The organism is Corynebacterium sp. ACRQK (genome assembly GCF_022345965.1).
Taxonomy (GTDB): Bacteria; Actinomycetota; Actinomycetes; order Mycobacteriales; family Mycobacteriaceae; genus Corynebacterium.
Map to the genome: position 1 here is coordinate 181235 of NZ_JAKRMU010000002.1, position 12682 is coordinate 193916.

11 protein-coding genes are annotated in these 12682 nt (G+C 62.0%); 10 read left to right on the forward strand and 1 reads right to left on the reverse strand.

Annotated elements, in window-relative coordinates; translation table 11 throughout:
* Positions 1-46: 46 nt before the first annotated feature.
* The 8 genes from rplK (at position 47) to MHX63_RS03650 (ending at position 10262) form a co-directional block, all read left to right on the forward strand.
* The gene (rplK, locus tag MHX63_RS03615) at positions 47-487 is read left to right on the forward strand and encodes a 50S ribosomal protein L11 (protein WP_034986238.1); all 441 of its coding nucleotides are present in this window, start codon (positions 47-49) and stop codon (positions 485-487) included.
* Between the two features lie 72 nt (positions 488-559).
* On the forward strand, positions 560-1270 hold the full coding sequence (gene rplA, locus MHX63_RS03620) for a 50S ribosomal protein L1 (protein ID WP_239387285.1): 711 nt from the start codon (positions 560-562) through the stop codon (positions 1268-1270).
* 185 nt (positions 1271-1455) lie between these two features.
* A complete protein-coding gene (locus MHX63_RS03625; RefSeq protein ID WP_239387286.1) occupies positions 1456-3225 on the forward strand; it encodes a TIGR03773 family transporter-associated surface protein in 1770 nt (589 codons plus the stop codon).
* A 116-nt stretch (positions 3226-3341) separates the two neighbouring features.
* Positions 3342-4793 (forward strand): anchored repeat ABC transporter, substrate-binding protein, encoded by a 1452-nt coding sequence (locus tag MHX63_RS03630; RefSeq protein WP_239387287.1) that lies wholly within the window; start codon positions 3342-3344, stop codon positions 4791-4793.
* A gap of 73 nt (positions 4794-4866) precedes the next feature.
* A complete protein-coding gene (locus MHX63_RS03635) occupies positions 4867-5910 on the forward strand; it encodes a choice-of-anchor M domain-containing protein (protein ID WP_239387288.1) in 1044 nt (347 codons plus the stop codon).
* The gene (locus tag MHX63_RS03640) at positions 5907-6626 is read left to right on the forward strand and encodes an anchored repeat-type ABC transporter ATP-binding subunit (protein WP_239387368.1); all 720 of its coding nucleotides are present in this window, start codon (positions 5907-5909) and stop codon (positions 6624-6626) included. The genes MHX63_RS03635 and MHX63_RS03640 overlap by 4 nt, the downstream gene beginning before the upstream one ends.
* Positions 6623-7501, forward strand: coding sequence for an anchored repeat-type ABC transporter permease subunit (locus tag MHX63_RS03645; protein WP_239387289.1), 879 nt, complete (start codon positions 6623-6625; stop codon positions 7499-7501). The genes MHX63_RS03640 and MHX63_RS03645 overlap by 4 nt, the downstream gene beginning before the upstream one ends.
* Positions 7494-10262 carry a choice-of-anchor M domain-containing protein gene (locus MHX63_RS03650; protein WP_239387290.1) on the forward strand — a complete coding sequence of 923 codons (2769 nt, stop codon included), beginning with the start codon at positions 7494-7496 and terminating at the stop codon, positions 10260-10262. The genes MHX63_RS03645 and MHX63_RS03650 overlap by 8 nt, the downstream gene beginning before the upstream one ends.
* A 28-nt stretch (positions 10263-10290) precedes the next feature.
* Here MHX63_RS03650 and MHX63_RS03655 read toward each other — a convergent pair whose 3' ends face one another.
* Positions 10291-11214 (reverse strand): triacylglycerol lipase, encoded by a 924-nt coding sequence (locus MHX63_RS03655; protein ID WP_239387291.1) that lies wholly within the window; start codon positions 11212-11214, stop codon positions 10291-10293.
* A 468-nt stretch (positions 11215-11682) separates the two neighbouring features.
* Here MHX63_RS03655 and rplJ point away from each other — a divergent pair, with 468 nt between their 5' ends.
* A complete protein-coding gene (gene rplJ / locus MHX63_RS03660) occupies positions 11683-12198 on the forward strand; it encodes a 50S ribosomal protein L10 (RefSeq protein WP_005292022.1) in 516 nt (171 codons plus the stop codon).
* Between the two features lie 94 nt (positions 12199-12292).
* A complete protein-coding gene (gene rplL / locus MHX63_RS03665; RefSeq protein ID WP_011274179.1) occupies positions 12293-12679 on the forward strand; it encodes a 50S ribosomal protein L7/L12 in 387 nt (128 codons plus the stop codon).
* Positions 12680-12682: the final 3 nt, after the last annotated feature.

Genomic DNA, 12682 nt, shown 5'->3' on the forward strand with positions numbered 1-12682 from the left:
TACCCGTGCTGCGGGGTCGCGTTGATAACAGAAAGTAGGTTTAAAGATGGCAAAGAAGAAGGTCACTGGCCTTATTAAGCTGCAGATCCAGGCCGGTCAGGCTACCCCGGCACCGCCGGTTGGTCCGGCTCTGGGTGCGCACGGCGTGAACATTGTTGAGTTCACCAAGGCGTACAACGCTGCTACCGAGGCTCAGCGCGGCAACATCGTTCCGGTTGAGATCACCGTCTACGAAGACCGTTCCTTCGACTTCAAGCTGAAGACCCCGCCGGCAGCGAAGCTGCTGCTGAAGGCTGCGGGCATTCAGAAGGGCTCCGGCGTTCCGCACACCGACAAGGTCGGCTCCGTTACTTGGGATCAGTGCAAGGAGATTGCAACCACCAAGAAGGAAGACCTGAACGCCAACGACGTTGAGGCTGGCGCTGCCATCATCGCCGGTACTGCTCGCTCCATGGGCATCACCGTCAAGGACGCTCCGCAGAAGTAATTCCCTAACCGTGGTAAGGCTGCTTGCTTGGCCTGCACCACAACTCCAACGAAGCTAAAGATTGGATTCACTATGAGCAAGACCTCTAAGGCATACCGCGCGGCAGCGGAGAAGATCGACGCTGGCCGCCTGTACACCCCGATGGCAGCTGCTAAGGCTGTCAAGGAGACCTCCTCCAAGAACTTCGACGCTACCGTCGACGTTGCTATCCGCCTGGGCGTTGACCCGCGCAAGGCTGATCAGCTGGTCCGCGGCACCGTTTCCCTGCCGAACGGTACGGGTAAGGAAGTTCGCGTTGTCGTCTTCGCCGAGGGCCCGAACGCTACCGCCGCTGAAGAGGCTGGCGCTGACGTTGTTGGCACCGCCGAGCTGATCGAGAAGATCCAGGGCGGCTGGACCGACTTCGACGCTGCGATCGCTACCCCGGACCAGATGGCCAAGGTTGGTCGTGTGGCTCGCGTCCTGGGCCCCCGTGGCCTGATGCCGAACCCGAAGACCGGCACCGTCACCACCGACGTTGCTAAGGCTGTCTCCGAGATCAAGGGCGGTAAGATCACCTTCCGCGTGGACAAGGCTGCTAACCTGCACGCCATCCTGGGCAAGGCTTCCTTCACCGAGAAGCAGCTGGCTGAGAACTACGGCGCTCTGATCGACGAGCTGCTGCGTCTGAAGCCTTCCTCCTCCAAGGGCCGCTACTTCAAGAAGGTCACCATGTCCTCCACCAACGGCCCCGGCGTTCCGGTGGACAACACCATCGTGAAGGACTTCACTGAAGAGGCTTAAGCCTCGTTTTTCGCACCCTCGTTGCCTTCGGGCGGCGAGGGTGTTTTCTTTTGCCTGAGGATGGTTCAGGCGCCGGTGGGGTAGCGCGGGAGGGAGTTGCCACACCCGTTGTTTGAAAATGGTTACCACTTCACTATAGTCCTAAATGAAAACTAGACCCATTGTGTTTTAAAGGACTTAATCTGGTGCGCACATCACCCCTCGCGGCACTCTCAGTCGCTCTTCTCGCAGGCTTCGCAGCCTTCCTCGGTATTGGTAGCCTCGGCCCGCAGTCCCTACCTGAGGCAAAGGCCGATTCTGTCACTCTGAATCAAGGGCATATTGACGCCTTCCACGTCACCTCCTCAGGCAAAGGCAACCTCAAGCTCGATCTGACCGAGGATGCCACTGGTTCCCACGTGGCCCACGATCCGAACAACGTCACCTTGGAGGTCGGGGCGCACGCCTACGAGCCCCGCACCAAAGATGTGGCAGAGGTCGGGGTGCCGACCTACTTCCTGCCACAGACCCAAGAGCAGGACCGGATCTGGCCGGGCTGGGATACGCAAGGCGTCGCACCGCACTACCAGGGCGTAAAGATCAACTTCAATCGCGTGTGCGGCCCGGGCCGAGTGTTTATGTGGAGCCAGGCGTTCGGCGGCGGCGCCACCCCGCTGCTCTCCGACGGGGTAGAGGTCAAGTCCGGCAACAGCATCGACCAGGCGAACCCAAGCCACGTCCACGCCAATTGGGGCTTCGAGCGCCCAGGCCGCTACTCCATGCAGGTGCAGGCCACCGCTGACGGTGCTGAATCAGAAGTGAAGACCTACACCTGGATCGTCGGTAAGTCCGACCAGGATTCCAACGCCGACGAACCCGCCGAGGGGGCCACCCCGTGCGGAGGCGAGGACACAGACACTGGCGCCGGGGCATCGGACAACTCGAACAGCGGTGGTAACGCCAGCGGCGGCGCTACTGGCGGTGGTTCCGCTGGCGCCGGCACTGGGAACAAGGCCGGTTCTGCGGGCAAGGCTGGCGCCACGGGTAAGTCGAGCCCGGCAGGAAAATCCAGCTCTTCCAGCAGCACTGCCAGTTCCACCGGCTCCGCGGGAACACAAGGCTCGGCCACCTGCAAGAAGGGCGAACCTGCCCTCCGCCCGCAAATTAAGGACGACCGCCAGCAGCCACCGAAGTGGACCAGCCCCAGCGCGCTGAACTTCGGTCTAGGCTCCGCTGCGAAGACGAACCTTCCGCAGCCTCTCGGTCCTGTTGGAGCTGGTACCGCCTGGATGATCGGTGCTACCCAGTCCAACGGAGTGCCGTGGGTGGGCGTCAACACCATGCACCCGGACCTCCTGGCGAATACGCAAGGTGATGTCACCTTCAAGCTGACGTCCTTCAGCGGACCGGGCAGCATGTACGTCTTCGAACAAGGCAACCTGGGCCAGGTTGTGGGCAAGGAATGGTTCAAGGCCAGCGGCGGGAATGCATCCGGCGCTCACGTGGTGCCGCGCAACTCGCACGTGCACCCGAACTGGGTGTTCTCTAAGCCCGGCACGTACAAGGTAGGCATCACGCAGACCGCCACTACGAAGCAGGGCAAGAAGATCAGCGCTCCCGCCACGCTGACCTTCACCGTCGGCGGCAGCGGCAATGCCAACAGCGGCCACTTCGACTTCGGCGCGACCGTCACCACTGACGGCGACTGCGCCTCCGGCGCAGAAGGCGGTTCCGGCGCAGCAGGAGCAGGCGGGGGCGCAGCCGGTGGCGATGCCGGCACTGCATCCGGCGCCGACGGCTCCCTTGCCGATACCGGATCGACCTCCGCGATGTTGGCCCTGGCAATCGCCGGCGCGGGTCTGATCGCTCTCGGCGCAGGCGTGGTCTACATGTTGCGCACGAACTCTCTGTCTGCTGATTCGGTGGCGGCTCTTCGTTCGATGACGCCCCCTCGATCCCCGGGCGCAAAGTCTTAAGGATGGGCCACGCAGCTTCATCGCGGCGGGGGCTTGCCAAGTCTCTGTGCGCGAACGTCACTACGGTGCTGCTCGCAGCGGGCTTAACCGGGTGTGCGGCGGCGGGTGGCGCGAGTTTGCCCAGCAGGGATGATGGCATCACGGATGTCGTAGCCTCCACGCCGATCATCGCCGATATCGCCCGGCACGTTGCGGGCGATGCCGCCCGCGTGACCGCCCTGATCCCGAACACGGCTGATCCACATACCTACGAGCTCACTTTGCGGGATGTGCGAAACCTCGCGAACGCGGACATCGCATTCAACAATGGGCTGCTGCTGGAGCAGCAGTCGGTGCTGCGCACCATGGATAACGGAGTGCTGCCCGGCACGGAGGTCGTGGCTCTGGCCGACGTGGCCGCCAACCAAGGCGCCACTGTCATCCCGTTGGTGGAGAACATGGCGCTCGATACCGTCTGGTTGGGCCTGCGCGCCCAGGGGATCGGCGCCCGGCACGGCGGCTCCGCGCACTCTGAAGTGCACCTCAGCGTGACTGACGTGGAGGGGCCAGGTGATGCGGCGGCATACATCACCGGTACCTTCGGCCAGCCGGAGATCTTCTTTAACTCCCGCGATGGCTTCGATGCTTCCCGCGGGTACGAGGGCGATACGGCTACGCTGCCGGTCGACGCACACACCCACATGAGCTGGTCCTTTTCCAAACCCGGCACGTACACCCTGAACCTGAGCGCATCCTTGGTGCCGGACGAGGGCAAACCGCCAGAGCACATTGCGGACCAGACCGTGCGCTTCAATGTGGGCACGGAAGACGGGGCGTCAAAAAAGATAGACAGTGGGCACTACGACATTGCGGTGAACGCCGACGACAACAGCATCAACCTCGTCGGCGATGGCGGCACCATAGACCCCAAGAACGCCGTGGTTAGCGTGCCTAACCAGACCTTGCAGCCGATCCCGGGCGACCCGAACTTCCGCTTTCTTGGCACGGCGGGCGACGAGACCTACCTGCTGCCCCAAGCGGTGTTGGGAAAGCACGTCCACGGCGAGCTGGATCCGCACCTGTGGCACAACGCGAAGAACGCGATGGCTTACGTGAAGGTCATCCGCGACAAGCTCATCGCGGTAGACCCGGAGCACGCCACTGATTACCAGCAGAACGCGCGAACCTACCTGGACGAGCTCGACCGCCTCGACCGGGGGATCAAGCGCCAGGTCGGCACCATTCCTGAGGCTCGCCGGCACCTGGTGACGGCCCACGACGGATACGCCTATTTTGCGGACGCCTACGGCCTGGATGTCGCAGGCTTCGTCACCCCGAACCCAGAGATCGAGCCGAGTACACGGGATCTTGTGAGCCTGACCCGCACCCTAGAAAACCTGAAGGTTCCGGCGGTGTTTATCGAGCCGACGATGGCGGGGCGTACGCGCGAGTTACAACAGATCGCCGACCGGCTGGGCGTGAGTGTGTGCCAGATACGCAGCGACACCCTCGACGACACTGCGCCGACGTATGTGGACCTGATGCGGACCAATGCGGAATCGATGGCGAACTGCCTGAGTGGCGCATAGACCACTGGCGCGCAGGAACGACAGCGACGTTTCAAGAACAAAGAAGTAAAGAAGAATAAGGATCAAACAGAACATGCGAAACACACGGATCAGGAAGTCTTGTCTAGCTCCCACGGCCGCTGCACTGTTGGCTGGGGGAGTAGTCGTGGCGGGAGTGCCGGTGGCCCCGCCGGTCGCAGTGGCGCAGGCGCAGGGCCAAGCGCAGGACCCGGCGCTGCAGCAGACCGTGACGGATAAGGAAGAGCACGCTCCTGCGGGAACCTCGCACGTGTTTAGCCGCGGCCACGCGGATCTCGGCATGCGCCTGGACGGCGGCAAGCTGGACGTGCAGCTGCGCGACGACGCGGAGGAAAAGCCCATCTGGCGTGTGCTGGACGACGTGGTCTTCGACGTCTCAGACAAGGCCAAGCAGCAACTGCCAGCCGACGGTGGTTACGAGTTCACCGGCGCGCAGCCCGGCCAAGAAGTATGGGTGCTGCCGCAGACTGAGGTGCAGGGCGTGCCGTGGCTGGGCTGGAACACACAGTCCCCGGCACTGATCGCCCAGGCCAATCGCGGTGTGACCATGGAGTACCTGGGCCACCAGGGGCCTGGCCAGATGTGCATGTTCTTGCAGGCCGGCGGCTTTGAACAGCCCCAGGAGCTGTGGAACTCCGCGCAGCCCACCCCGCAGGACCTGTGGGTGGATCTGAACACGCACACGCACGCCAATTGGGTGTTCACCGAGCCTGGCGTGCACCGTGTGGCCATGGGTGTGCGGGTGAAGTTGAAGGATGGCTCCGAGAAGACCACTACGAAGGTGCTGAACTTTGCCGTGGGAGTGGATCCTTCCGAGGCACAGAACTCCAGCTGGGAGGGTGAGCTGCCGAAGGCAGGTGCTGCCGGTTCTTCTGGTGACGCCAACAGTTCCAACCCCAACAATTCCGCCAACGGTACAGATGCGAATGCCGACAACTCCGAGGAAGGCTCCGATGGCGGCAACTCTGCCCTGCCGTGGATCCTGGGCGGCATTGGCGTGGTTGTCGTCGCGCTGCTGGCCTTTGGCTTCCTCTCCCTGCGGAAGGGCGCCAAGGAGCGCAAGCGCGTCGAGGATGAACTGTGGGGTCAGCTGAAGTGACCGCGCTGCAGATCGCGGATCTGAATGTCCGACTAGCTGGGCGGCAGATCCTCACCGACGTAAATCTCGAGGCACACCCCGGCGAGCTAATTGGCTTGCTCGGCCCCAACGGCGCGGGCAAGACCACCCTGATGCGCAGCGTCCTGGGCCTCATTCCGCGTACCAAGGGCAGCATCAAAGCCGCGAGCGTGGGGTATGTTCCTCAGCGCCACGAGTTCGCGTGGGATTATCCCATCGACGTTCGCCACACAGTGCTGAACGGTCGCGCGGGGCTGATCGGCCCGTTCCGTCGGTCGCGCCGGGCAGACTTTGCGGCCACTGCGCATGCGCTGAAGCGCGTGAACTTGCAGCACTTGGCGGACCGCCCTATCGGTCAGCTCTCCGGCGGGCAGCGCCAGCGCGTGCTGGTGGCGCGCGCCCTGGCTGTGGAACCCACGCTGCTGTTGTTGGACGAGCCTTTCACTGGCATGGATTTCCCCAGTATCGAGTCGCTGGTGGAGATCCTGCAGTCCCTGGCCGCCGAGGGTATGAGCATCCTGATGGTGACCCACGATCTGGCGCAGGCGGTGCATGTCTGTGATCGCGTGGTGCTGCTGAACGGTCGTGTGGTGGCCGATGGTGCGCCGGATCAGCTGCAGAGCCCCGAGCCGTGGATGGAGACCTTCGACGTTCGCCCGGATTCGCCACTGTTGCGGGGAGTGGGGTTGGTGCAGTGATCTCCTTCTCCCAGTTCCTCGCTGACCTGACGAATCCCGCCCTGGCCTTCCTGCCGAAGGCGCTGCTGGTGGCGGTTCTCTCCGCGTTGGTCTGCGGTGTGATCGGCACCCACGTGGTATTGCGCGGCATGGCCTTCATCGGCGATGCGGTCGCGCATGCCGTGTTCCCGGGCCTGGCCATCGCCTTCGCCCTGCAGGTCTCGGTAATCGCCGGTGGGGCGGTGGCCGGCGCCGTGGTGGCCCTGCTGATCGCCCTGTTCTCGCAGCGCAGGCGAGTGAAAGAGGACACTATCATCGGTATCTTCTTCGCCGCCGCGTTCGCCTTGGGCTTGGTAGTGATCTCGAAGGTGCAGGGCTATACGGCCAGCCTGAATAGCTTCCTCTTCGGCTCGATCACGGGCGTGTCCAATTCCGACATCATCTTCAGCGCCGTCGTCGGAGCCGTCGTAATTCTGGCCGTGGCGGCGCTGCACAAGGAGATCGTGGCGGTCTCCGTCGACCGCGAAACCGCCGCCGCCATGGGCATCCGCGTGCTGCTGATCGACGTGATCCTCTACCTCGCCGTCACCGCCGCCGTGGTGATGTCTGTTCGCACCGTCGGCAACATTCTCGTGCTCGCGCTGCTGATCACTCCGGCCGCCGCAGCGCGACTCTGGACCGACCGACTGGTCGTGATGATGGCGCTGAGCGCCGTGATCGGCATGGTCGGTTCCTTCCTCGGCGTGTACGTGTCTTGGGCAATCGATGTGCCTACGGGCGCCACGATCGTCCTGGTCCTCACCGTTGTTTTCCTTCTTTCTTTCTTTGTGGCGACGCCCATTCGCGCCGCCCGACAACCCAACAAACCCTCACAGGTGGTAGCTACTGATGCATAAAAAGCATGAACTCTTCCAGCAGCTGGCCGAGCGACAGCGGGCGGAGCTAAGACGCAGTCAGAATAGGGCCGATCGGATGCTGTGGGCAGCCAAGTCCACCCTGGCGGTATTGGGTGTGCTGGTGCTAACGGTGGTGGCCGGCGCCTGGAATGCGGCGTCACCACTTACCAGCGACCACCGCTCCGCCGAGGTGCTGCAGCGGGCGCAAGCAACACCGACAGGACATAAGCCCGGAACGACTAGCGACGGACCGACCGTAGGCAAGGACGTTAAGGATCCGGCAACCGGGAAAGCCCATGTATGCGCGGGCAGAAAACTGCTGTACAAGGCGCATGTGGATGCGGTGTACGGCACTTATAACAAGGGCAAGCCGGATGTGATGGTCGTCGACGGACAGCAGCCCGTGCCCGCCGATGATGTTTGTCTGCGACTGGCGCCCGACGCGATTGATGGCAAAGAGGCTTCCCGCATCAAGGTGCCGAACAAGAAGGCGCTGTCCTTCCTAGGAAAGCCCGGCACGGTGCTGTGGTACGCCCCGCAGAATGCGGACTTCACAAACCAGTGGCGCCCGCTTTGGGCGGGGCTGGGGGCTTTTGACCCGGCGCATGAGCTTAAAGCGCCGACGGACTTTGCGGAGCCGAACCTGCACTTCCATATGAAGAAGTTCGCTGGTCCCGGCGACATGGAGGTCTTTTTCCACAACTCCGGTACACCTACCCCGGAGCGTGTGCTCTCCACCAAGGAAGGCCTGAAGAGTTACGACTACGAAGTCGGCGGGCACGGGCACTTCGGCTGGACGTTCTCTAAGCCCGGGCTGTATCAGCTGACGATGCAGTGGGACGTCAAAAAGAAGGACGGCTCCACCGTAAAATCCGCAGAGCGTACCATCAACTGGCTGGTCGGATCCGACAAGCAGGTCGGTCTGCCCGAGGGGACGACCACGGGGTTGAATGAGATCAAGGAGCCTATCGGGCCGCTGGAGCCGGGTAATCCTGGAGATCAAGATCAGCCTGAAGAGCCCGAGCAGCCCGAAGACCCCGAGCAGCCAGGCGAGGGTGAAACGCCAGGCGAAAATGAGACGCCGGGTGACGAGGAAGATCCGAGCGATGGCACCGACAAGCCCGCACCGACGTGCGAAGCCCCGCAGGAGATCTCCGACGACGAGGTCCGTAGCGAGGTCAACGATGCCTTCGGAGAGGGACAGGAATCCGAGCGAGCCGTCATCCCCAAGGGACACATGGACTTGGGAGTGGGCACGACGGATGAATCGGACGCTGATCCGCACACCTTTCTGAAGGACGGCGCTGATCCCGGGAATGTGCAGGAACGCGAGTCCGGCAGTTTCGTGTTCTTGGTGAACAGTCCGAAGGCGAAAGTAGGAATTCCGGAGGCTTACCGGGAGGAACTAGGGGAGACCGCATACGCACTCCCGCAGGCACAGCAGGAGAACCCGAATGTCCCGTGGCTGGGCTTTTCCACCGAGCATCTGAACTCGGCAAAGAAGGGCGTGGACGTGACCATTAAGGACTTTGAGGGGCCCGGCCGAATGGTGACCCTGTCGGACAATGGGCTGGGTAGTGCGAGCCTGCGCCTGGATTCCGAGCACCGTGAGCACAAGGTCAGCTATGCGGTTGGAGCGCACGATCACCAGCAGTTCCTCTTCACCAAGCCGGGCGCTTACCGCGTAGTTTTCCGCTATCAGGGCACCGCGGTGGACGGCAAGAAGTTTGATAAGGAGCTCGAGACATTCTTCGTCATCAAGGATGCATGTGGCGACAGCGCCGGTGGGCCCGGGGATAGCACTGATCCCGGGGACGGCACTGATCCTGGGGACGGCACTGATCCTGGGGATAGCACTGATCCTGGGGACAGCACTGATCCTTCCGACACCGACACAAGTGGAGAAAAGTCCGGTCTCGAAGAGTTGCAGGAGTTTCAGAAGCACCTGGATAGCGAAAACGCGAAGCTAGGCAAGTACATGGATGAAATCGTCGGTGGCATCGAGGCGCTGCGCGGAAACCGCAAGGCACAGCAGAGTCCTTCCACCGGGGGAGCTGGCGGTGCTGACACTAGTGATTCCTCGACGGCGGGCGCCACTAGCAACAACTCTGCTGGCAAGAGTTCTGGTGGATCCCCCTCCAGCACCAACGCCGCATCGGATAACCACAGCGCTGCTAGTGAGGCCGAATCCGCGGGAGCTAGTTCCAGTGATTCTGCCGGTTCGAGTAGCTCCGGCAGTTCATCTGGGTCTGCCGACGGTGCTGCGGTCGCAAATGGTGGTGCTTCTGCTGGCGCCGCGGATGCAGGTTCTGCTGGCGCCGTGGACGGAGCTTCCGCTGACGCTGCGGCCGCAGAAGGTGGCGAAGTAGACGCCGAGTCTGAGGTTCAGGATGAGGCTGCGGAAGGCGAAGTCGAGGGCGGTGCCGGTGGTATCCACCGCATCAACGCAGCCCAAGGGCAGAAGAATGCCGAAGGGGCCGACAATACGGATGACGCGCAGAACGTGGCAACCGAGAAAACCGCCGTAGAGTCCTTTATGGATTCCCTTACCGGCGGTGGCTGGACGACTGGCTTCCTGCTGGGGCTGGGGCTGATGGGGCTGCTCGGCGGAGCACTCCTGTTCTTCGTAGCGGCCCGCAACATGCAGCGTGCCCACACCCTGCAACTGCTACAGGCCTACCGGGAAATCAGTCGTGACCGTGCGGAACAGGCCTATGCGGAGAGCGCCTACGCAGAAGACCTCCCCGCCGAGGAGGACTAAGGAAGGCTAGAGAAGTTAGCGAGCCCAGTTAGGCTGCCCGTCGCCCCGGCAGCCGGAACTCGCCCATCAGCGGAAGTACCACTCCGCGCTTCAGCGGGTGGGCGGCGCGGTAAGTAGCCGGGCCGTCTTCTCCCGGTTCCAGGGCCTCCAGAATCAGATCGACCACACGCGGCGAGTACAGCATTGCCAAGTGACCCGAAAGATCAAACGGATTGTCGTCCTGCACGCTCAAGTTGCGCACCCGCGCGCCTTCCCCGGCGACCATCACCTGCTTCAAGCGAGGAGTCGCAATACCGTCGTACTTCGCAGTGATCATCGTGTAGTCCACACCCGGCGTAGTATCACCATCGCGGTTCAGGTGCTCGCCAAACTCACTGCCTAGGCGCTGGTCGATTGCCGCGCCGCCCAGGAACTTCTCCAAGAACCCCGCAAGCTTGTTGTTCGGGTCGATCTTGTCTCCCAGGGTCGATATGCCCGACAGGGTAGTGCCGTGGTGCGCAGGTCCCACGCCCACCAGGCGATCCACCTTGTTACGCGCCACATCCGTCCGGTCGGCGCCGCCGGAATCGGAAAGGTATAGCCTCGCCTGCGCCACGCCCTGTGAGTGGCCGACCAGGTTCACTTTCTTCGCGCCCGTGCGCTCGATCACCTCGTCGATGAAGGCCGCCACTTCCTTCTGGGAGGTGCGCAGGAAGTTGTTGGCGTACACGCCCGGGGCTTTGCCCGTAAAGGCAGACCGGTCTTTGCCGTAGTTTACGGCAAACACTGGGTGACCTGCCGCAATGAGGTGCTTGGCCACGTAGTCCCACGTGTTATATGCGTTGAGCCACGTGCCGTGGATCAGCACCGTCGGTGTCTTGCCGTCTAGCGGTGTGTCGAACTTATTGACGCCCTCCGGCAGTGGATTGTCGCGTCGTAGGCTGGATAGGAACTTCGGGATGAATGCGTCCATGAACCCCAAGGCTAATCAAATTCGCAGCCCCAGTTTTGGAAACGAAATAATTTCTCGCGCAGGGTGGCGTCAAAAATAAAGAACAGCGATTTGGGGGAAGAGGGAGCAGGGGTGTAACCTCCTTCGAGGAAGTTTGACTAGATCAACAACGAGATCAGCAACGTCAAGTTTTCACCGAAGACCGTCGGTCATCACCGTCCGCGCGAACCTTAACTGGGGAGAGTGGGCAGGAGATTGAAGGATCATCGTCATAGATGACGGCCCACGCAGGTAACACGATTAGACGTTCGGATCGGATTCCAGCCCTAGAAAGCCGGGGATCCTACGAATGTGCCTTGTGCTTCTTGCGTAAAACGCCGGAAACGCGAGGCGCTTTGTCGTTTATGTACAGTGTTGCCCTTCAACAATGATCGTCGGTGGACGTACTGCAAAAACGTACACCGTAAACATCAGGAAGGAGGCGAGAGTATGGCTAATCCGAAGAACACCGCTTCGCTGGAAGAGCTCAAGGCACGCTTCGAGCAGGCACAGTCCACTCTGTTGACCGAGTACCGTGGCCTGTCCGTGGCTGAGACCACCGAGCTGCGTCGCGCACTGGGTTCGGACGTTACCTACTCCGTCGCCAAGAACACCATGATCAAGCTGGCTGCACGCGAAGCCGGCATTGAGCTTGATGAGTCCCTGCTGACTGGTCCTACCGCAATCGCATTCGTCAACGGCGAAGCCGTGGACGCTGCGAAGGCCATGAAGGACTTCGGCAAGGATCACAAGAACTTCGTGATCAAGGGTGGCTACATGGACGGTGCCACGATTGATGCAGCTCAGGTTGAGGCAATCGCCGAGCTGGACAATCGCGAAACCACGCTGGCCAAGCTGGCCGGTGCCATGCAGGGTTCCTTGGCAAAGGCCGCAGGCCTGTTCAACGCACCAGCATCCCAGGTTGCACGCCTGGCCGCTGCACTGCAGGAGAAGAAGGAACAGTAAGTTCCCTCCGCTCATACATAAGACATAAAACACTTTGCCGGCCGGGTCGCCAACACTTTTCGGCCCACCGGCGCAACTACGAAAGGATGCCATCATGGCTAAGCTCACCAAGGACGAGCTCATCGAGGCTTTCAAGGAAATGACCCTCATCGAACTGTCTGAGTTCGTTAAGGAATTCGAAGAGGTCTTCGACGTCACCGCTGCTGCTCCGGTTGCTGCCGTTGCTGCTGCTCCGGGCGCTGAGGGCGGCGCTGCTGCTGAGGAGAAGGACGAGTTCGACGTCGTTCTGGAGGACGCAGGCGCTAAGAAGATCGGCGTTATCAAGGTTGTCCGCGAGATCGTCTCCGGCCTGGGCCTGAAGGAGGCCAAGGAGCTGGTTGAGGGTGCTCCGAAGGCTATCCTGGAGGGCGCTTCCAAGGATGACGCTGAGGCTGCTAAGACCAAGCTGGAAGAGGCTGGCGCAAAGGTCTCCCTCAAGTAAGCT